The following is a 21543-nucleotide window of genomic DNA, read 5'->3' on the forward strand; positions in this document are numbered from 1 at the left end:
GAACCCCCTATTTAACTGGAACAACTCCGCTCTTGTATTTCTTTCGTATCCATCGCCGAGTTGCCTTTGAATGTAAAGCCTTAAGCAGTTTTTCGATCTTCGGGTTATGCCGCTCACTCTTTCTGGTGGCGATGATGTTGTTGTAAGGCGAATTACGGGCTGGTTTTTCGTACGCAATTGAATCGCGTTTTGGATTTAAACCACTTTGAACCGCATAATTAGAGTTGATCGCAACGGCATCACCTTCACCATTTTTATAGATTTCGGGCAATAACTTCGGTTCATAACTGTGCTTAAAGATCAAATGCCGTGGGTTCTTAATAATATCATCAAAGTTGGCCTGATCTAAAGGAATACCACTTTTGACCTTAATCAAATGGGCCTGTGAAAATAATTGTAGAATTCGGCCATAGTCTGGGGCGTTGCTACTAACTAAAATTTTAGAATGAGGTCTTAGTTGGCTTAATTTATGAACTTTTTTAGAATAAATTGCAATCGGTTCCAAATGGACTGACCCACAGTTTACCAAGTGAGTATGATTTTGACGGTTCCATTGGTTAAGAAAGGCAATCGTCTGGAAATAATTAGCGTCCAGTTCCTTTCCCTGAAGAGCTCGATTTGGCATTACGTAATCTTGAAAGACCTTAATGTCTAACTTAACGCCTTTCCGTCTCAATTGTGGCTCAACATGACGTAGGATCTGGGCATGCGGAATATTGGAAGCACCAATTACTAACGTATTCTTGGGCGGTCTGGTGTTAGGTCCGATTAATAGTAACGCAATAAATAAAACGACAATCCCAACAAAAAAGGAAAATTTCTTCATAGTCTATCGCCCACTTTCTATAATTCTCGCTTGTCCGTATGACGAGCGAAGAAATCACCAAGAAACTGAACGATGAAGACGAAGATCAGAATGATGATCGTAGCAACCAGGGTAACACTGTTATTATTTGATTGAAAACCATCTAAATAAGCAAGGTTACCTAAGCCACCAGCACCGATGGCACCAGCCATTGCTGTATATGAAATTAGAGAAATCGTGGTTACGGTGGCTCCTGATATTAATGCTGGAGTACTTTCCGGTAAAATAACTTTCCAAATCAAGTCCCAGTTATTAGCACCCATTGATTTAACGGCATCAATTACGCCATGATCAATTTCATGAAAATCCGATTCAACCATTCGAGCGTAAAACGGGGCCGCTGAAATAATCAACGACGGCAATGCGGCTTGTGGCCCAATGATGGTGCCGACCAAATTCTTGGTGATCGGTAACAGTAAGACAATCAAAATGATGTACGGAATGGATCGAAAAACGTTGACCAGAAAAGATACGATCCAGTTGAGAACCTTGCACCAAATCCCAGAACGCTGACTTGATTCAAACAGAATCAAACCCAAAATAATCCCGATTACAATTACCAAAATCATTGATACTAACGTCATCCAAATCGTCTGCCACGTTGCGGCATACATATCGTGCCAGTTAACCGTACTGAAGTTAAAATATGATGAAAGTCCTTGATTACCCACGATAAACGACCTCCGTTTCAATCTTCATGTGTTGAAAATGGTTTAAAGCTCTTTTTTCATCAATTCCTGATAATTGAATCGTCAAATAACCAATAATACTGTCACGGACCGGTTCAATATTCCCACCAATAATACTGAGTTTAAGTTGTGGAAATTGACGAATAATCCTGGACACAACCGGTTTTCTTGACTGACCGCCGGTAAATTTCAGTTTAACGATGGAACTATGCGGATCCTTCTTAATTAACTGCTGGATGGTCGACTGAACTTCATGCGTATCAGAAGTCGTTTGGGTAACAAAACGCTTCGTAATGGCTCGCTTAGGATGATTAAAGACGTCGACAACGGGTCCCTTTTCAACAATCGAGCCACTATCCATAACTGCCACCCGGTTAGCAATTTTTCGAACGGCATGCATTTCGTGGGTGATTAGAATAATGGTTAGACCCATCTGATGATTAATTTTTAGTAATAGCTCTAAAATTTGATCAGTGGTGTCAGGATCTAAAGCACTGGTGGCTTCGTCAGAAATCAAAATCTGTGGTGAATTTGCTAACGCACGAGCAATACCAACCCGTTGCTTTTGACCGCCTGATAGTTCAGATGGATAATCATGGGCTCGATTAGCTAACCCAACCAGCTTCAATAGTTTTATGGCTCGCTTTTTTCTTTTAGCTTTGGCAACTCCGGCAATTTCCATCGGTAACATTACGTTGCCGATAATGGTTCGGGACCAAAGCAAATTAAAATGCTGGAAAATCGTCCCAATTCTTTGGCGTTGTTCCCGTAATTGCGAACGATTTAAATTAGCTATATTCTTCCCGTTAACTTCAACGTCTCCACTGGTTGGCTTCTCTAAACCGTTTAACATCTTGACCAGGGTACTTTTGCCGGCTCCGGAATAACCGATAATTCCGTAAATTTCACCGTCTTGAATCGTTAAATTGGCGTGATTTACAGCAACTAACGTGCCAGTTTTAACCTGGTATTTCTTTGTCACGTCACGAAAATTAATCATTAACCTCAAATCCTTTTATAAAAAGAGCTTCCCATCTTCAGTGATGAAAAGCTCTTATTATTCATCTGTTAAATTTTAAAATTAAGAAAATTTACGATCGTTACTAAATAGGTAATCAGTATTGTGATATTGCATCGACATTATTAGGCCAATCCCCATCATATTACCAATCAAAGCGGAACCACCTTGACTGACGAATGGTAACGGAATCCCAGTTAATGGCAATAGACCAATACTCATCCCAATATTTTCAAAAACATGGAAGAGAATCATCATGATTACACCAGTTGAAATATAGGCGTAAAAGACGTTTCTCGTCTGGAAAGTAACTTTGACCATTTGGTAAATCAGTAAGAAGTATAACAAAATCAGAATACAGCCACCGATAAAGCCAAAATTTTCACCAATTACGGAAAAGATCATGTCTGATTCACGAACTGGAACGTAAACGTGGGAAACGTTAAATCCGGTTCCAGTAATTCCACCGGAGCCAACGGCTTTAATACTTTGCCATAATTGATAGCCTTGATTAGAAGTATTCTGTGAAGGGTTTAACCACGTATTAACACGGGCAAATTGATACGCTTGAAAGCCTAAATGACCCAGTATCTCTTTACCAAACGTAGTGGCAACTAACGCCAGCGCAGTCCCACCTAACGCAGCAACTGCTGCAAATGTTGGAATAATAATCTTCCAAGTAACTCCAGATACGACAATCACGCCGGCTAAAATGGCGTAAAAGACTAGGATCGTCCCAAAATCATTTTGTAACTTCAATAGAATGGTGATGGGTAATACCCAAAGAAACAGTTTACCAATTAGTAACCAATCGGTTTTAACAGTATGCCGTGGGCATTTATTATTATGTTCAACCGAAACCTTAGCTAACATCAAAATATATGCTGGCTTCATAACTTCAGATGGTTGAAACGTTAATGGACCAATCTGGAACCAGTTTTTAGCACCGGTCTGAACCGCATATGAACGACTGTAGAAAATTAAAACAGCGGTCAATAGAAAGATACCGAACCCGTATGCATATGGCGTCAATTTCCACAATTGTTCTGAATCGAACTGCATGATGATAACCATTGCAATTCCACCAATGATATACCACAGAAATTGCGGAAGTAACGCATGAGTAATACTGGTCGCAGTAGAATCATGACTAACCGCAACGAATATGGCGACCATGCCAATAATCGCAAGCATTAATATACTGAAGATAATACCCCAGTTGATTCGATTACTGTTATCGTTTGAGCTTTGAATGTACTTACCGAACATAAATTAGCCCCTCGTTTAATCTTTAGGTAACTTGAAACCATTTTTAATATCGAAAGTAATTTACTTTTTATGTAAATGGTATTCGCTTAACAGATCTTCCAAGCCTTCGCTAATGTTTTTAACATGAAAGATCTTTCCTTTGTTAGAACGAGCTGCTAAATGATCGTCGATTGTTTGGATTTCACCAATTGTATTTTTGCCAATTCGTAAAATGGCCATCTTATTACCATTAACATCCTTTGCGGAATCTAGTCGAGCTCGAACTCTCTTGGTACGCTTTGCCACGCATAACCTTCCTTTCAACCAGATGATTTTAATCTAAATGCATCTTATGACGGTACTCTTTTTCAGCCCGTCGATTTCGAAAAATAGTAAATTTATCGGGAACTGGGTCATAACCACCACGAACTAACGGCTGGCACCGTAGAATTCGAGCAATCCCCATAATCGTTCCTAATATGCACCCATGTTTTTTAATTGCCGTTAACATGTAATTTGAACATGTCGGGTAGTAACGACAATGCGGTGGAAATAAAGGTGAAATACATTTCTGATAAAAAACGACTAAGCTTTCTAAGAAACGTTTCATCAACTCATTTTCCTTCGCAATTAATTATTTATTATGATTCATGTGCTCCAATAAAGCACCAGCACCTTTGGCCACGTTTTCTAACGGGCTTTCAGATACAATGACGGGAACCGTTAAAGCATTTGAAATAACCTTATCGATACCTCGTAATAAGGCACCACCACCGGTTAGCATTACGCCACGGTCAACAATATCCGAAGCTAATTCAGGCGGAATTACTTCTAAAACATCTTTAGAGGCACTGATAATCTTATCAACGGTGCTCTTTAATGCTTCAGCAATTTCGTTACTGTTAATGGTAACTGATTTTGGCATACTACTGATGGCGTCACGACCACGAACGGTCATCGTCTTAACGTCTTCAGCAGGTAACTTAGTGGCGGCACCAATCTGAATCTTAATCTTTTCAGCAGTATGAGTACCAATGATTAAATTATGCTTATTCTTGATGTAGTCAACGATATCAGCGTTCATCTTATCACCGGCAACCCGGATAGACTTACTCTGAACGATATCACCAAGTGATAGTACAGCGATGTCACTAGTACCACCACCCATATCGATAACCATGTTACCACGGGGCTGGAAGATATTCATTCCGGCACCGATAGCAGCAACCTTAGGTTCTTCTTCTAAGTATACCTTGCCACCACCAGATTTTTCAGCGGCTTGGACAATGGCTTTCTTTTCGATATTAGTGATGCCCGTTGGTGCACAGATCATGGTACGAGGCTTAGAGATAAAGCCCTTAACATCTAACTTATCAATGAAGTAAGATAACATTTTTTCAGTGGCATCAAAGTCTGAAATGACACCATTCTTTAACGGCCTAATTGCTCTGATGTTATTAGGAGTTCTACCAACCATCCGATAAGCTTCAGATCCGACAGCTAATACATTCCCACTATGGGTGTTAACCGCAACTACTGAAGGTTCATTTAAGACAATTCCTTTTCCAACAACATAAATAAGAACGTTAGCAGTTCCTAAATCGATTCCAATATCTTTTGCCATTCGGACAGTTCCTCCTGAAATTTATTTCTTATTTATAATTTTTAAAATTAATTTATATAGATTGTTTAAATCTACAATTCCAGGTAGTAATTATAACATACTAGGCCGTGATTAACTAAAAATCAGTGATTAGTGAACTTACTTAAACATGAAAATTAAATTATGAATGTTATTAATCACTGATAAGAAGAATTCACTGCAAGTAAATCCTAAGAGGACCGATACTAAGACTATTAGTACCTTCCCAGGCATCATCGGCATATGCAGATACTTCTCGACATGTGTACTCTGAATGGCCCAAAAGGCAACACTAACGAAGAATAAATGACTAATGATAGTAACTAACGAACTAATTCCAACTAATTGCACTTTATCTGCCGCCTTTCAAAATTAATCTAAAAAACAAAATAAGCTTTGTAAAAGCTGATCACTTCTACAAAGCTTAAGATCATAAATATTAACAGTTCAAATTAATGTTTAGCAACGTAGATTCTGTTGATGGCTCGTCGTAGGGCAAGTTCTTCAGCATCCAACGTTTCTTTATCGTGAGCTGCTTTGGCCTTTTTGATATTAGCTTGGGCACGCTTTTGAGCTCTCTGAGCCCGTGGTACATTAATATCGCTTTGTTTCTCGGCACTGTTGGCAACGATCGTTGCTACGTTATGAGAAAATTCAACAAAGCCACCGTTAACGGCAACCTTATCCGTCTTCCCATCGTATTCGACCTTTACTTCATTAACTTCAAGCGAAGCAATTATCGGAGCATGGTCCGGCATAATTCCTAACTGACCACTCTTGGTATCAAGAACGATCATTTTAACATCTTGCCGGTTGTATCTTTCACCGTCAGGAGTAACGATACTAATGGTCAATACAGATTTATCAGCCATTTAGAGCCCCTCCTTACTTGCTTTGCTGTAACTTATGATATTTGTCAACTACATCCTTGATGGAACCACAGTTACGGAAGCAATCTTCAGGGATCTTATCATACTTACCTTCTAAGATTGCCTTACAATCCTTAACCGTTTCCTTAACAGGAACGTAGCGACCTTTTAAGCCAGTAAACTGAGTAGCGACATAGAATGGTTGAGACAGGAAGAACTGAATTCGACGAGCTCGGCTAACGGTCTTCTTTTCAGCGTCAGATAATTCATCCATACCTAAAATGGAAATGATATCTTGTAATTCATGGTAACGCTGTAAGACATGCTTAACTTCGTTGGCAACTTCATAATGTTCTTTACCAACGATTTCCGGACTCATAGCCGATGATGTTGAAGCCAACGGATCAACGGCTGGATAAATACCTTCCTGAACCAATGAACGGGTTAAGTTAGTCGTGGCATCCAAGTGGGCAAATGTAGTTGCTGGTGCTGGGTCGGTGTAATCATCGGCAGGAACGTAAACGGCTTGAATAGATGTAATAGCACCTTTCTTGGTCGAAGTAATACGTTCTTGTAACTGACCCATTTCAGTAGCTAACGTCGGTTGATAACCAACGGCAGATGGAATACGACCTAACAATGCTGATACTTCCATTCCGGCTTGAGTAAATCTGAAGATATTATCAATAAATAATAGAACATCTTTACCCATTGCATCACGGAAGTATTCGGCAATGGTTAATCCGGTCAAGGCAACACGCATACGTGCACCAGGCGGCTCGTTCATTTGGCCATAGACCATGGCGGTCTTCTTTAATACTCCGGATTTCTTCATACCGAAGTACATTTCATTACCTTCACGAACACGTTCACCAACGCCGGTGAAGACTGAAATACCGTTATGACCTTGGGCAATGTTATGAATTAATTCTTCAATAATAGTGGTTTTACCAACACCGGCACCACCGAACAAGCCAACTTTACCACCACGAACGTATGGTTCTAATAAATCGATAACTTTAATACCAGTTTCTAGAACCTGTGCGGAAGTAGTTAACTTATCATATGCAGGTGCGTGTCGATGAATTGGCCAACGTTTTGCATTGGGACCAAACTTAGGTCCACCGTCAATGGGTTGACCTAAAACGTTAAAGACTCGACCTAAAGTATCGGTACCAACCGGAACGGAAATCGATGATTCAGTATCAATGACCTTCATACCACGACGTAAACCATTAGTTCCGTCCATGGCGATGCATCGAACTGATCCATTACCTAATTCCAGCATTACTTCAATAACTAAGTTATCCTGCCCTTTACGAACAATTTCTAGGGCATCGTTAATATCAGGTACTTTAGATTCAGGGAATTCAGCGTCGACAACTGGTCCAATGATTTGTGTAACTTTACCAGTGTTCATTGCGTCAATTCCTCCTAACTAGTGCTTTAAAGCTTCTTGACCACCAACGATTTCAGTTAATTCGGTAGTGATAGCAGCTTGACGAGCTCGGTTATATGCCAGTTGTAACTTAGAGACAAGATCATTGGCATTATCTGAAGCAGAGCGCATTGCGTTAGAACCTGAAGCATGTTCAGCAGTCTTACCATCTAGAATTGCACCAAAGATCAAACTTTCAACGTATTGCGGAATAACAACTTTCGCAATGGTTGATTCATCAGGTTCAATCTCATATTCAGGTGTAACTGCAGCAGACTTTGAAGTCTTCAAATTCTTACTCTTACCTTCAGCAAATGCCTTACTGTCCATTGGCAACATTTGTTCAGCTCGGAATTTAGACACCATTTGATTTACAAAATGATCATAGCATACGTAAAGCTTACTAAAGATGTGGTGTTTATACATGTTGTTAATGGTACTGATGATTCCTTTGATATTAGAATAAGTTGGAATATCAGCAACATCTAGATTTTCATAAGCAACGTTTACTCCACGCTTCTTATAAAAATCAGCACCGTTTCCACCAACGGCAAGAATCATATAATCCTTGCTGTTCGGGGTATGCTTTTGAATAAAAGCATTCGTCCCCCGAAGTACATTACTGTTATAACTACCAACCAATCCACGATTGGAAGTTATAACTAAGTAAGCAACTTTGCCAGTCGAATGGCTCGACTTAGAATCGCTTGAAGAACTGAGTTTGTCTAATAAATGGGACTGGGCTAAGTGAGAAACTACTGCTTTAACCTTGGATGCATAATCATTATACGGTTTGGTATGATGCTTGATCCGGTTCAACTTAGCAGTATCAACCATTTCCATAGCGGTCGTGATCTGTCGGGTTCGCTTAGTAGCCTTAATCCGTTCTTTAACATCTTTAGTTGATGCCATTATTGCTCACCCTCCTTCAAGCTAATTATTTTGAGCTTGTTTCTTCGACTTTGGATTAGTAGGCTTGAAAATCTTTTCGAAGTCTTTGATTGCGTTGTTTAACTGGGTTTCATCAGGTAATTCACCAGTCTTAGCAATATGATCCATCATGTCTTTATGATTACTATCAAAGTAGTCAAAGATCTTATCTTGGTATGGTAACATATCGCTGACTTTGTAATCATCTAAGTAACCATGGGTTAAGCAATACAGAATCAAGACTTGTTTTTCAACCGGTAACGGCTTATGAAGTGGTTGCTTCAATACTTCAACAGTTCGAGCACCACGAGCTAACTTAGCTTGAGTGGCAGCATCTAAATCAGAACCGAACTGTGCAAAGGCAGCTAATTCATGATAAGAAGCTAAGTCTAATCGTAAAGTACCGGCAACTTGCTTCATGGCTTTAATTTGGGCATTACCACCAACACGTGATACCGAAGCACCGGCATCAACGGCTGGACGAACACCTTCATAGAATGAATTAGAATCTAAGAAGATTTGTCCATCGGTAATGGAAATTACGTTAGTTGGAATGTATGCCGAAATATCTCCGGCCTGCGTTTCAACGATTGGTAAAGCGGTCATTGAACCGCCACCCAACTTGTCGTTAAGCTTAGCTGCTCGTTCTAACAAACGAGAATGGGTATAGAAAATATCACCAGGATAAGCTTCACGGCCAGGTGGACGACGAAGAATTAATGACAATTCACGGTAAGCATTAGCTTGCTTAGTCAAATCATCATAAATAATCAAAACATCTTTACCGTGGTTCATGAATTCTTCACCCATTGAAGCACCGGCATATGGAGCAATGTAAAGTAACGGGGCTGGTTCAGATGGACCGGCTGACATTACAATGGTGTAGTCCATAGCACCGAACTTTTCTAAGGTGTTAACACATGCACGAACGGTTGAATCCTTTTGACCAATGGCAACGTAAATACAAATTACGTTTTGGCCCTTTTGGTTCAAGATCGTATCTAGTGCAATTGACGTTTTACCAGTTTTACGGTCACCAATGATTAATTCACGTTGGCCACGGCCAATTGGAATTAATGAATCAATGGCTTTAATACCAGTTTGTAGTGGCTGATCAACGGGACCACGGGCCATAATACCCGGGGCCTTCTTTTCGATCGGTCGAGTCTTATCAGTATTAATCTTACCTTTACCGTCAATTGGCTGTCCTAACGAATTAACGACACGGCCAATTAAAGCTTTCCCAACGGGAACGCTCATGACTTTGCCAGTTCGTTTAACGGTGTAGCCTTCACGGATATGTGTAAAGTCACCTAGAACAACAATACCAACGTTATTGCTTTCTAAATTCAATACCATTCCATCAACACCGTTTTGGAACTTAACCAATTCACCGGCTACGGCGTTATCTAAGCCGTGGGCACGAGCAACACCATCACCAACGTAGGTGACGACACCCGTTTCTTCCACGGAGAGCTTATTTTTATAACCTGATAGTTGTTTCTTGATTAAACCACTAATCTCTTCAGGCTTCATGCTCATAAACGTTTTCACCTCTTAATAAATGCTGTTAATCAACTTAACAGAAGCTGACGAACTCGGCTAATCCGGGTCTTGACACTTCCGTCAATGATAACGTTAGATGACTTAATAACTACGCCACCAATAATTCCTTGATCAACTTTACAGTTAAAGATAACTTGATTAGCGCCGGTTCGTTCAGCAAAAGCTTTCTTTAAAGCTTCAATTTGCTGATCATCAACCTTAACGGCGGTGATTAATTCGGCATGAACAATCTTATGATCTTGGTCATATAGATGTTCAAACTGATCAATTAACGTAACCATATTACTCATACGGCCACATTCAAACACAACTTTAATCAAATTCTTAACGTATTTAATAGATACGTTGTTGACCAATGGTTCGACTAATTTTTCTTTGTCAGCTTCTGGGAAACTAACGCTATTCAACGCAGCCAATAATTGAGGTGTTGACTTGATAACATCTCTAACCTGAGTTAATTCCTTATAACCGGAATCTAATTCATGGTCGGATTTTAATAAATCAAAGAGCGCTTTCGAATAACGCTTAGCAAATGTAATTTTACTTAGCATTGCGTTTCCCCAACCCTTCGATGTAGGAATTAATTAAGGCCTTTTGATCTTCGGGCTTTAATTCTTTCTGAATAATCTTAGAAGCTATTTCAATAGATAAATCAGCCACATCATTTTTGGTACCGGCTAAAACATCTTGACGCTGCTGTTCAATACTCTTCTGAGCATTTTTCTTTAAAGTCTCAGCATCAGAATTAGCGTTACTGATAATCTGTTCACGCTGACGTTGGCCGTTACCTTTAGCATCGCTAATGATACCGGTAGCTTCATCATGAGACTTATCTAAAGCTTCCTGACGTTGTGCAGCTAACTGTTTAGCTTTTTTATTCGACTCTTCAGCAGAGTTGATGTTATTAGTGATGTGTTCACCACGTTGTTTTAATACCTTGTAAAGTGGTTTCCAAGCAACTAGCTTAATTAACCACATTAAAATCAGGAATAGAACAATGTAGTAGATCATATCACCTAGATACAAGCTACCACTTGCACCAACCGGCAAGCCAAATAACAAATGTGAAAGCATCTATTGACACCTCCTTTTTTAATGTCTTGTCGAAAGAAACGAATTACTTGTTCATTACAAGTAATGCAACAACGAATGCGATGATTGGCATAGCTTCAACTAAACCAACACCAATGAACATGTTGGTCTGTAACTTACCAGATAATTCTGGCTGACGAGCCATACCTTCTAACATCTTCGAGATGACTAAACCATCACCGACACCACCACCAATAGCGGCACCGGCCATGGCAATTCCAGCAGCAATTGCACCCATGATGTAAGTCCTCCTTATTAAAAATTCTGGGTTATTAATTATCTATTTCTTACGTTATCAGTTTAATCTGACAACTTCTGAGAAATATAGACAGATGACAAAATTACAAAGACGAATGCCTGAATGCTACCAATGAATACTGAGAACCCTTGCCAAATGATGCCTAACGGGGCACCGGCAATCAGAGTCCAGATCCCGTGTGAAAAGGCAAAATTACCAATCGTCTTAAGTAACAATTCACCGGCAAAGATATTACCGAACAGTCGTAAACCTAAGGTTAAGAAATTAGTAAATTCACCAAACACACTAAGTGGTAGCCAGACTTTAAATGGTTGGAAGTACGTATGACTAAAGTACTTCTTGAAACCAAACTTCATGATTCCAGCAAAGTGAGCCATCATTAACGTCATTAATGCTAGCGTCAATGTCACAATTGGATCAGCAGTTGGACTCTTAATGTAAGTTACACCGTTCGGTAATCTAACTTGCAAAAGCATCCCTAACTGATTGGCGAAAAAGATGAAGAAGAACAGAGTAAATGCATAAAGACTAAACTTAGGTGCATCATCTCCGTTCATAGTATCTTTAACCATTCCGTTGGTGAAGCCAGCCATCCATTCAATAATGTTCTGTTTTATTGAAGTCGGCTTAACTTTGAGGTTACGCGATAGAGCGAGAACGACAAAGAAAACAATTGCAGCCGCTAAAGTACCGGCTACTAGGTTACCAACGTTAAAGGTTAATCCAAAAACCTTAATGACAGAAATATGTTCTCCCAAAAAGGTTGAGTTTTCTCCTGCCAAAGATGTCACCTCTTTTCGTCTGGCCTGATTATTAATATACACCATATAATTAATGAATGTAATAATTTAAAGCTCAGGCAACGTTCCATAAAAACGCTACCATTACTGTTAATTCAGGCCAAAACCGAATTTAACAAAAAAGGCCGCCTATTACAGCAGTCTTCTATCTAAATTATTCAGTTTCATGGCGCAAACGGGACGGCTAATTACCTGGCTAATTTCGAAATCTAAACAATTTTCGCGATTTTGAATAAAAGCCATCATAATAGTCACCCCTTATCAGCTTTAATTGTATCACTACTCTAAAAATATGGAAATTACTTTTAAAGTTGACGATTATAACTTGTGATGAACCTTAACCATTCGCGGATGATCTGATAAATCGTTTTTAATTGTAACCAAGTCATCCGGACAAACTTGCTTAAAAAGTTGTTCAATTCGTTTTTTTTCACTAAAGCCAATCTCTAAATACAATGAGCCAGACGTCTTTAGATATTGACGAAAATCTTTAGCAATTCGTTGGTAGATTCCCATCCCGTGATGGTTCGCAAATAAAGCGACGTGCGGCTCGTTTCTAATCACGTCCGCTCCCATCTCAGGAAGCTCAGTTTTAGAAATATACGGCGGATTAGAAACGATCACATCAAACGCATGACGTGGAAGTCCCTGAAATAGATCACAGTGCTTAAAATTAATTTTAACGTCGTGCAACTTGGCATTCTTTTTGGCAACGTTCAAGGCCGCTTGTGATATATCAGTCGCCGTGACGTGCCATTTCGGTCGCTGTAACTTAAGGGCAACCGCAATGGCTCCGCTTCCTGTCCCGATATCCACAACGCTGATCGGTCGATCTTGATAATCATGCAAAATCCAATCAACTAGCCCTTCTGTTTCGGGTCGCGGGATTAGCACGTTGTGATTCACATAAAGATTATAGCCATAGAAAGAGGTGGTCCCAATAATATACTGTGGTGACTCGCCCTTTAGATAAGTTTTAACATCATCTTTATATTGATGAAAACGATTAGCCGGCATCTGAACCGAGTAATTCATTAGTAACTGAGTGTTATTCATATGAAAACGTCGTTGTATCAGGTATACGGCCACATAGGGATCTAAATTATGATGATGAATCGATGTTTTAGCTAGTTTAATCGCTTGAAAATACGTTGCCATTACTTAGTTAAGTTCTCTAATTTCTTGGCTTGATCAGACATGATTAAAGCATCAATGATGCCTTCAAGATCACCATTCATTACCTTATCTAACTTATTAATGGTTAAATTAATTCGGTGGTCAGTAACTCGGTTCTGCGGATAATTATAGGTTCTGATTCGTTCGGCACGAGCTCCTGAACCAACTGCCGATTTACGCTTTTCATCATATTTCTTGTTTTCTTTTTCTTTATAATAATGATAAACACGTGATTTTAGAACTTCCATCGCTTTAATTCGGTTCTGTTGCTGAGAACGCTGATCCTGGATTGAAACCACAATGTTAGCCGGTAAATAAGTCATTCGAACGGCAGACTGGGTCTTGTTGACATGCTGACCACCGGCACCAGAAGCACGGAATACATCGGTTCGAATGTCCTTTGGATTAATCTTAATCTTAAGGTTAGGTTCTTCAGGCATGACACCCACGGTTGCGGTTGAGGTTTGAATCCGGCCTGATGATTCGGTCTTTGGAATTCGCTGAACACGGTGGGCACCGTTTTCAAACTTTAATTTTGAATAAACGTTTTTACCCGTGATCATTAAAACGATTTCGTTAAAGCCACCAACTTCGTTTTCATGTTTATCGATGACCTGAACTTTCCAGCCCTGACTTTCGGCATAACGGGTGTACATGTTGAACAGATCCGCAGCAAACAAGCCACCTTCATCACCACCAGCAGCGGCATGAATTTCCATGATGATGTTCTTGTTATCGTTTGGATCCTTTGGAATCAACATTAACTTCAACTTATGAATTGATTTAGCTCGTTGACCAGACAATTTAGTAATTTCGTCTTTGGTCAGGGCTTTCATTTCATTACCCAAGTTTTCACCAAGCATTTCTTTATCGCCAGCAATGGCTTTAGTGAGCTTCTTATAATGCGCGAATTCAGTCACTAACCCTCGTAATTCACCATCTTCTTTAGATAATTTGGCGAATTTACGGGAATCTTTGATGATCTGAGGATCACTGATTAATTCATTTAATTCATCATATCGATCAACGGCAGCCTGTAACTGATTGATAATTGCACGAAATTCTTTCTTTTCTTCGTCCATTTTGAACGATTTCACTCCTTAATAAGTATCGGTATTATTTCAAAATTTAGTCATATTATACGTTAATATTCCATTAATAATTATAAGGGATTTCACTTATAATTGCGATCGTAGCTGTTTTATTCGCCCAAACAAAAACGGGTTATAAAAATTATAGCCCGATTACATCAATTTATTTAAACTATTTTTCACTAATAAACGTCTCAACAACGTGTTTACGATAAGCCAGGAACGGAATGTTCGGTCGCTTCGGGTGAACCCGATTCGATAAAAAGATAAAGGCTCGCTGACGATCAGGCTGAATTGCAATTCCGGTTCCGGTATAACCTGATTGATAGATGTAGAAATGCGGTTTATGACGAACTGCCCAGCCATATGATCGGCCTAAGGAACCATGATACGTATGGTCATGGAATAATTCATTTGTCATACGTGGCGTTAAAACAGCAGGATCCGTTTGTGGGTATAAAATAGCCTGGCAATACTTGATCAGATCACTTACGGTACTGAACAAGCCTGCCGAGCCACAATCTGGCCCTAAAATCTGAGCTTTAGGATCATCAGGAGTTCCCTTCAATAACTTGCCATGCATCACTTCAGTCGGTACACAGCGTTTTTTATCAACGGGATTAAAGCCGCTGCTAGTCATATCTAACGGCTTTAAGACCATCTGAGTAATCAACTGATGAATTGGTTTCCCTGTAATTCGCTTAGCAATTAAGCCCAGAAAAATGAAGTTGGTATCACTGTAAACCATTTTTCGATCAAAATTCTGATTAATGTGAAGACCTAACATGGCCTTTAACATTTTCTTGGGCGGTAACTGATTTCGATGCGGAATCCACCCAGCAATTCCAGAAGTATGAGTTAATAAGTGGCGAACGGTAACTTGTGGGTATTTCCATTCTGGCAAATATTTTGATATCGAATCATTAATTTTTAAAAGATGTTGCTGAACTAACTGTAGAATGACCGGGACCGTCCCGACGACTTTAGTCAACGATGCTAGATCATAGATTTGATTATCCAGTAATGGCTTTCGATACGGAACCCATTCCTGATCACCGATGATATTGGCCATTATCTGATGATGGTCAATAATTGCGTACGAAATGCCAGGGACAACACCCTTTTTAACCATTTGCTTCATGGCGTTAATCGTCTTCTGATATTCGATATATATCGCCACCTGATTCATCTAAAATATGTAATTCTTATAATAACGAGAACGTAATGTTAATTAAGTCCGGATCAGAAACAAAGATAAAGTTATTCGGACGACTGTACTGACAATCGACATCTTCATTCGAGAAGTGCTTAGCTAACTGACTCATTTCAGAAGCGCTAAACATCTTAATGTCAAAGTAATCCAAGCCTAACGTTTCTGTATTTCGCGGGTCTAAATTACTATCTTGCCGTAAAACGAATTGACGGTGATGATCATGGTTAGTCATCAATACCGCCTGCTTATTTTTGGTGTCAATCTGAGCGTCTAAGCCTAAGATGTCACGGTAAAAATGAAGTGATTTCTTCAAATTATTGACACGGATATCGATCCAGCCAAAACGGGTCGTCGTCGGTAATTTTTCACTCTTAGCTTTAAAGCCACCAAGATAATGATTAAGAGTTTCTGATTTAAATGATAAGTTTAACCAGTTAACTTTAGTTACGTCGGTGTCATGAAAATTGAATTTTTCGATATATAGAGCAACTTGATTGCCTTCAGGATCAACTAAATGGAACATATCAAAATATTCGTTACTCTGAACTCCGGAAACTTTAATTCCTAGATTATCAATATGCACTAAGCTCTTCTTAAAACTATCCTGATCAGGCAAAATTAAAGAGAACGACTTCATATTAGCAACATTTTTATCCTTAGAAGGAGTATCTAATTTATGTAAGCTAATAAAGATTTTTCGCTTCGATGGAATCCCCAGATAAGCCACCCTTTCGGTTCGCTTAATTAAGGACAGACCGATTACTTTAGTATAGAAATCGACCATTTGATTAAGATTACTAATCTTTAACGAAACGAATTCAACCTTCGATCTCGTTGGTAGTTGGTATCCCATTTAAATTTCCTCTCTCATATCATAAAAATAATCTACAGTATCATTATAATCAGTTATCTCATAAATAGGAAAACGGGGCTTAAATTTCAAATAATGTAAAAATAAAAGCGTCGCAAAAGCGACACTTTTATTTATGTTATTGGGTGAACTGGGCTCGAACCAGTACATCTAGGATCCAGGGTCCTATGCCTTACCAATTTGGCTATCACCCAATGATTAGTATTAATATGTTGTCCCTCGCGGACAACAATTATTATATTACACGGATTTCGATATTCTGTCAACTAAATTTTTAAATTTTATTGAAAAATTATAAATTGACATTTTTAGGGCCAACGAATAAAATGAAGAAATGAATCATAGCCCGCTGGTCAAAGTGGTTTAAGACGTCAGCTTCTCAGGCTGAAGCTTCGGGTTCGAGTCCCGAGCGGGTTATAACCAATTTTTTTAAAGGTACGTATTAATAAAATACGTATCTTTTTTGTTTAGCAGCTAAAGGCTTGGTAATTACATTTTCGCCAGGCTTTTAGTAATCGCTGCCGGGTAATCAAATGTAATCGACTATCCTGTGGAGTTACGTACATAAAGACCCGCCGATTAAAGCCACTGATAACGACGCTCATCGGTTGGCCATGATGACTGATTTTCATCACAACGGGCCGCTGGTGGCGAATTTGATTTCTAATTCGTCGTGATGATTTATGGGAAACGTTTTGAAAGCGACCCAGTCGACTAGCAATCATCATAAAAAGATCGTTCACGGACCGTGGCTTTTGCATTTGGTACTGTTCAATAATTGAATCAACTTTTAAATTAGGCCGAACATATGTACACAGCATAATCACACTAGCTAATTCTGAATTAACTTTAGAAGTCGTAATTACTTTTGGTAATTGTAATCGGCAGTAATTTTTACGAAAGTGTTTAGCCGGTATCCATCCGTTTATCGCATTCATGTTAAAGTGGTACCAAAAATGTTTTTTAAAGAAAGCAATCTGATCAATTTTAAATTCATATTGCTTCTGGGCGCTAGAAAGTCGATGCCATCGATTAATTTTATTTCCTAAATTAATTAAATACCAACTGAATAGCGATGGCCGCTTTAATTTAGCATAAAAATATCTTGTTCGTTCACTTGCAAGCGTTCTTGATCTCAACCAATGTTCACTCCTTTAAAAGGACGAGGCACTTTATCGATAATATCATAACATCAAATGATTAGTCATAACGAAAAATCAACAAATTATTAATGGGGTATCACTAGTGAACGTTTAACTTGCCTTAACTTTTAAGGTAAAATAAGAAACATCGATTACCATAAATTATTTTAATTAAATAAAGGTCAGTATGACCTGATTCTTTGAAGTCAATTTAGCAATTCAAATTAAAGATAGTCTCATTTGGAGGATTTATTATGAAAGCTAGATTTGAACATGCAACCCTAGCGGGAATGATCATCACGCTTGGGATTGTATATGGTGATATTGGTACCTCCCCACTATATGTTATGAATTCCATTATTGGTAACCAGGGAAGTATTAATCTAACTTCGCCTAACTTTGTTATCGGTAGTATTTCATTAGTCTTCTGGACGTTAATGATCATTACCACCATTAAATATGTCTGTATAACGATGCAGGCTGATAACAATAAAGAAGGTGGCATTTTCGCCCTCTATGCCTTAGTCAAAAAGAACGCTAAGTGGCTAGTTTGGCCCGCATTGATCGGTGGTGCCGCATTACTAGCCGATGGTACGTTAACCCCAGCTGTTACCGTTACTTCAGCCGTTGAAGGTTTAAAAGGTCAGCATCTACTGGGCATCACCTTCAGTAACTCGCAATGGCACGTTCTAATCATCACGACGTGTATCCTACTGGTTCTATTTATGATCCAGCGATTCGGAACCGGTGTGATTGGTAAATCATTTGGGCCCGTTATGTTAGTCTGGTTTATTTTCTTAGCTGCAATGGGAATTTTAAATCTAACTAAGTATCCAGCCATCATGAAGGCCTTTTCACCAATTTATGCATTCCGGGTTCTGTTCAGTCCCGAAAATAAAGCCGGAATTTTTATTTTAGGTAGTATTTTCCTGGCCACCACTGGTGCCGAAGCCTTGTATTCTGATATGGGACACGTTGGTAAAAAGAACATTTATATGACGTGGCCATTTGTCTACGCCGCTTTAACGTTAAATTATCTGGGTCAAGGTGCCTGGGTAATCACTCATGAAGGTGATGCTGCTTATCGTGGCGTTCGTGATATCAACCCGTTCTATGAAATGTTACCTGGAATGGCACGTCCGTTTGCAATTATCATCGCAACGTTAGCCGCCATCATTGCATCACAAGCTTTGATCACTGGTTCATACACGTTAGTTGATGAAGCCATCGGTCTTAAATTCTTACCACGAATCATCGTTAAACATCCGAGTAACATTCGTCGTCAAATTTATATTTCGGCTGTTAACTGGATTCTATGTATCGTCACCCTATTCGTTGTTTGGTTCTTCCGTAGTTCCCAGCACATGGAAGCCGCTTATGGTTTAGCCATCACGATTACGATGTTAATGACGACTATCTTACTATTTGAATTCCTGTCAGGTAAGATGAAGCGCTTCTTTGCGTTTTGCATCGCCTGTTTCTTTGGTATTATCGAAGCCGTATTCTTAATGGCCAGTTTAGTCAAATTTGTTCATGGTGGTTACATCACGTTTATCATCATGATGTTAATCCTGTACGTCATGATCATATGGTACTTTGGTAATAAACGCCGTGACCATTACGAAAACGAAAGTGAATACGTATCATTACTTGATTACCGAAACCAGTTACAGGCCTTAAGTAAAGATAAGAGTATTCCGCTTTATACATCTAACTTAGTTTACATGACCAACATTAAAGATCATTATCAGATCAAACGAAGCACGATGTATTCAATTCTAGATAAGGAACCAAAGCGAGCTAAGGTTTACTGGTTCGTTACCGTTAACGAAACCAACGTTCCTTACGAAAGTAATTACACGGCTGACCTATTAAACACTAAGAACATCGTTGATGTTCAACTATACTTAGGGTTCAGAAAGTCACAAAGCATCAGCGTTTACTTACACCAGATCGTTCATCATTTGATCGAACAAGGTGTCTTGGATAAACAAGTCCAAAAGTACTCGACGATTAAAGGTCGTAAAGTCGGTGACTTTAAGTTCGTCATCATTAACGAACGTCCATCTGACCTAGCTATTAATACCCAAGTCAGTGAACTTGATAAGCAATTGATCAGTGGTCGTATCTTCTTGCAAAACATCACCGCATCGCCAATCTCATGGTATGGACTTCAATTTAGTAACGTTGTTGAAGAATCATCACCGTTGTTCATTACGATGCAGCATGATCAGTACTTAGTTCAGCGAAAGATTTATCACTCAATCCACACTAAGCAAGTTAGTAATATTAACAATGCTGAAGCTCAAGCTCAGCATAAGAAAAAATTATCACCGGATAACCACCATCAAAAGCGTTTATCCAGTCATAAATTCTTTGGTAGCGTGCACGGCAAACGATATTAAGTCTGAATATTAAACTAATCACAAAAGCCTTGATCTTAATTAAAAGATCAAGGTTTTTCTTTATTTAAATTCGAATTAGGCTAGTTTCTTCATTATCACGGGCGCTAAAATCGTGGTAATAATAATGGCACTGATGATCGTTGAGTATAAATCAGTACTTAACAAGTTATGGACGTACCCTAATTGGGCAATTATTAATGCCACTTCTCCACGTGAGATCATGCCTGAACCAATTATCGTGGCACTTTGGAATGAATACCTACAGCTTAAAGCACCAGTCCCAGCACCCAAGAATTTGGTTAATATTGCGGTAATTACCAAGATGATCAATAATCCCCAGTCATTTACGATCCCGATAATCGACATTTCTAGACCGATACTGATAAAGAAAACCGGGATAAACAACAAGTGCCCAAACGGCAAAATCTGCGACTGAACCGCTTGTTTCCAACAAGTGGAACTGATGGCCAGCCCCGCAAAAAATGCACCGGTGATTGAACTTAACCCGGTTACTTCTGCTAAGCAAGACAAACCAAAGCAAAAGATTAAACTTATTAATGCTTTACTCCGGTTAGCAAATTTAAATGGCTGCACCCAATTAATTACTTTCGGAACCGCCCACTTTATTAATAGCCAAATCAAAATAAAATAAGCAATTTGCGCCACCATCGCAACTACTAGACCAAACGACTGAATCTTTGAACCCGTAACGTTTTGGTGAGTCAACGTGCTAACAATCCCAAGCAACACGACCGAGGTAATATCATCGGCTACGGCGGCACCAAGGATGGTAATCCCCTCTTTGGTCTTTAGCCGGTGCATCTCAACTAAAACTTCGACGGAGATTGATACCGACGTAGCAGAAAAAGTTACTCCTAAAAATAACGCTTTAGAAATCGATAACCCCGCTAAATAGCCAATAATTGGAAATGCAATCATTGGAAACATGGCACCAACACTCGCCACAACGATACTGGGCTTAAAATATCGTTCTAAGAGCTTTAAATCACTTTCCAGACCAGCAATAAACATCAGGCAGATAACGCCTAAGTTAGCGAATTCACTGATAATCCCGTTATATTGGACCCAATTTAAGATTGCTGGACCTAATAAAACTCCAGCAATCAATTCACCAACGACGGTTGGCAATCCTAGCCGTAGACTTAATTGACGCATTACGATTGCAAAAGTCAAAATTAAGCATATAACTAATAACATTTTCATGGTTT

The 21543-nt window shown here is 39.2% G+C and carries 23 protein-coding genes and 2 tRNA genes; 2 read left to right on the forward strand and 23 right to left on the reverse strand.

The annotated features are described in order from the left end of the window. Positions 1-7: 7 nt before the first annotated feature. The 21 genes from ELX58_RS06555 to ELX58_RS06655 form a co-directional block, all read right to left on the reverse strand. Complete coding sequence (locus ELX58_RS06555) at positions 8-826, reverse strand: MetQ/NlpA family ABC transporter substrate-binding protein (protein ID WP_133442322.1); 819 nt, start codon at positions 824-826, stop codon at positions 8-10. A gap of 17 nt (positions 827-843) precedes the next feature. After that, on the reverse strand, positions 844-1536 hold the full coding sequence (locus ELX58_RS06560) for a methionine ABC transporter permease (RefSeq protein WP_133442323.1): 693 nt from the start codon (positions 1534-1536) through the stop codon (positions 844-846). After that, positions 1529-2554 carry a methionine ABC transporter ATP-binding protein gene (locus ELX58_RS06565; protein ID WP_133442324.1) on the reverse strand — a complete coding sequence of 342 codons (1026 nt, stop codon included), beginning with the start codon at positions 2552-2554 and terminating at the stop codon, positions 1529-1531. Before ELX58_RS06565 ends, ELX58_RS06560 begins: the two co-directional genes overlap by 8 nt. An 81-nt stretch (positions 2555-2635) precedes the next feature. Beyond that, positions 2636-3841: an FtsW/RodA/SpoVE family cell cycle protein gene (locus tag ELX58_RS06570; protein ID WP_133442325.1), complete on the reverse strand. Its 1206-nt coding sequence runs from the start codon at positions 3839-3841 to the stop codon at positions 2636-2638. 60 nt (positions 3842-3901) lie between these two features. Then, positions 3902-4126 carry a DUF2969 family protein gene (locus ELX58_RS06575; protein ID WP_162614672.1) on the reverse strand — a complete coding sequence of 75 codons (225 nt, stop codon included), beginning with the start codon at positions 4124-4126 and terminating at the stop codon, positions 3902-3904. 28 nt (positions 4127-4154) lie between these two features. Then, complete coding sequence (yidD, locus tag ELX58_RS06580; RefSeq protein WP_133442327.1) at positions 4155-4430, reverse strand: membrane protein insertion efficiency factor YidD; 276 nt, start codon at positions 4428-4430, stop codon at positions 4155-4157. 24 nt (positions 4431-4454) lie between these two features. After that, positions 4455-5444 (reverse strand): rod shape-determining protein, encoded by a 990-nt coding sequence (gene mreB, locus ELX58_RS06585; RefSeq protein ID WP_133442328.1) that lies wholly within the window; start codon positions 5442-5444, stop codon positions 4455-4457. Between the two features lie 138 nt (positions 5445-5582). Next, positions 5583-5813, reverse strand: a complete 231-nt coding sequence (locus ELX58_RS06590) for a DUF1146 family protein (protein WP_133442329.1) — start codon at positions 5811-5813, stop codon at positions 5583-5585. 101 nt (positions 5814-5914) lie between these two features. Continuing rightward, the gene (locus ELX58_RS06595; RefSeq protein WP_133442330.1) at positions 5915-6334 is read right to left on the reverse strand and encodes a F0F1 ATP synthase subunit epsilon; all 420 of its coding nucleotides are present in this window, start codon (positions 6332-6334) and stop codon (positions 5915-5917) included. A 13-nt stretch (positions 6335-6347) separates the two neighbouring features. After that, the gene (atpD, locus tag ELX58_RS06600) at positions 6348-7751 is read right to left on the reverse strand and encodes a F0F1 ATP synthase subunit beta (RefSeq protein WP_133442331.1); all 1404 of its coding nucleotides are present in this window, start codon (positions 7749-7751) and stop codon (positions 6348-6350) included. 18 nt (positions 7752-7769) lie between these two features. Further along, positions 7770-8684 (reverse strand): ATP synthase F1 subunit gamma, encoded by a 915-nt coding sequence (atpG, locus tag ELX58_RS06605; protein WP_162614687.1) that lies wholly within the window; start codon positions 8682-8684, stop codon positions 7770-7772. An 18-nt stretch (positions 8685-8702) separates the two neighbouring features. Continuing rightward, positions 8703-10241, reverse strand: coding sequence for a F0F1 ATP synthase subunit alpha (gene atpA / locus ELX58_RS06610; protein WP_133442333.1), 1539 nt, complete (start codon positions 10239-10241; stop codon positions 8703-8705). 32 nt (positions 10242-10273) lie between these two features. Further along, positions 10274-10816: an ATP synthase F1 subunit delta gene (gene atpH / locus ELX58_RS06615; RefSeq protein WP_133442334.1), complete on the reverse strand. Its 543-nt coding sequence runs from the start codon at positions 10814-10816 to the stop codon at positions 10274-10276. Then, a complete protein-coding gene (atpF, locus tag ELX58_RS06620) occupies positions 10806-11339 on the reverse strand; it encodes a F0F1 ATP synthase subunit B (protein ID WP_133442335.1) in 534 nt (177 codons plus the stop codon). The genes atpH and atpF overlap by 11 nt, the downstream gene beginning before the upstream one ends. Before the next feature lie 43 nt (positions 11340-11382). Further along, positions 11383-11595 (reverse strand): F0F1 ATP synthase subunit C, encoded by a 213-nt coding sequence (atpE, locus tag ELX58_RS06625; RefSeq protein WP_133442336.1) that lies wholly within the window; start codon positions 11593-11595, stop codon positions 11383-11385. A gap of 62 nt (positions 11596-11657) precedes the next feature. Then, complete coding sequence (atpB, locus tag ELX58_RS06630; RefSeq protein ID WP_418620997.1) at positions 11658-12374, reverse strand: F0F1 ATP synthase subunit A; 717 nt, start codon at positions 12372-12374, stop codon at positions 11658-11660. Between the two features lie 360 nt (positions 12375-12734). Continuing rightward, positions 12735-13574 carry a peptide chain release factor N(5)-glutamine methyltransferase gene (gene prmC / locus ELX58_RS06635; RefSeq protein WP_133442338.1) on the reverse strand — a complete coding sequence of 280 codons (840 nt, stop codon included), beginning with the start codon at positions 13572-13574 and terminating at the stop codon, positions 12735-12737. After that, on the reverse strand, positions 13574-14674 hold the full coding sequence (gene prfA, locus ELX58_RS06640; protein WP_133442339.1) for a peptide chain release factor 1: 1101 nt from the start codon (positions 14672-14674) through the stop codon (positions 13574-13576). The genes prmC and prfA overlap by 1 nt, the downstream gene beginning before the upstream one ends. 181 nt (positions 14675-14855) lie before the next feature. After that, complete coding sequence (locus ELX58_RS06645) at positions 14856-15863, reverse strand: serine hydrolase domain-containing protein (protein ID WP_236747668.1); 1008 nt, start codon at positions 15861-15863, stop codon at positions 14856-14858. A gap of 25 nt (positions 15864-15888) precedes the next feature. Then, the gene (locus ELX58_RS06650) at positions 15889-16749 is read right to left on the reverse strand and encodes a VOC family protein (RefSeq protein ID WP_133442340.1); all 861 of its coding nucleotides are present in this window, start codon (positions 16747-16749) and stop codon (positions 15889-15891) included. Positions 16750-16888: 139 nt separating this feature from the next. Next, positions 16889-16961 (reverse strand) — tRNA-Gln (locus ELX58_RS06655). Between the two features lie 149 nt (positions 16962-17110). Between ELX58_RS06655 and ELX58_RS07965 the strand changes: the two genes are divergently transcribed. Then, a tRNA-Glu gene (locus ELX58_RS07965) sits at positions 17111-17184 on the forward strand. 50 nt (positions 17185-17234) lie between these two features. On the opposite strand, the gene ELX58_RS06660 is transcribed toward ELX58_RS07965, so the two are convergent. Further along, positions 17235-17906: a hypothetical protein gene (locus ELX58_RS06660; protein ID WP_133442341.1), complete on the reverse strand. Its 672-nt coding sequence runs from the start codon at positions 17904-17906 to the stop codon at positions 17235-17237. A gap of 257 nt (positions 17907-18163) precedes the next feature. On the opposite strand from ELX58_RS06660, the gene ELX58_RS06665 reads away from it, so the two are divergent. After that, positions 18164-20314, forward strand: coding sequence for a KUP/HAK/KT family potassium transporter (locus ELX58_RS06665; protein ID WP_133442342.1), 2151 nt, complete (start codon positions 18164-18166; stop codon positions 20312-20314). A gap of 75 nt (positions 20315-20389) precedes the next feature. Here the strand turns inward: ELX58_RS06665 and ELX58_RS06670 are convergent, their stop codons facing one another. Beyond that, on the reverse strand, positions 20390-21538 hold the full coding sequence (locus ELX58_RS06670) for a cation:proton antiporter (RefSeq protein ID WP_133442343.1): 1149 nt from the start codon (positions 21536-21538) through the stop codon (positions 20390-20392). Positions 21539-21543 lie beyond the last annotated feature (5 nt).

Origin of the sequence: Acetilactobacillus jinshanensis (genome assembly GCF_004359375.1) — a bacterium.
GTDB lineage: Bacteria > Bacillota > Bacilli > Lactobacillales > Lactobacillaceae > Acetilactobacillus > Acetilactobacillus jinshanensis.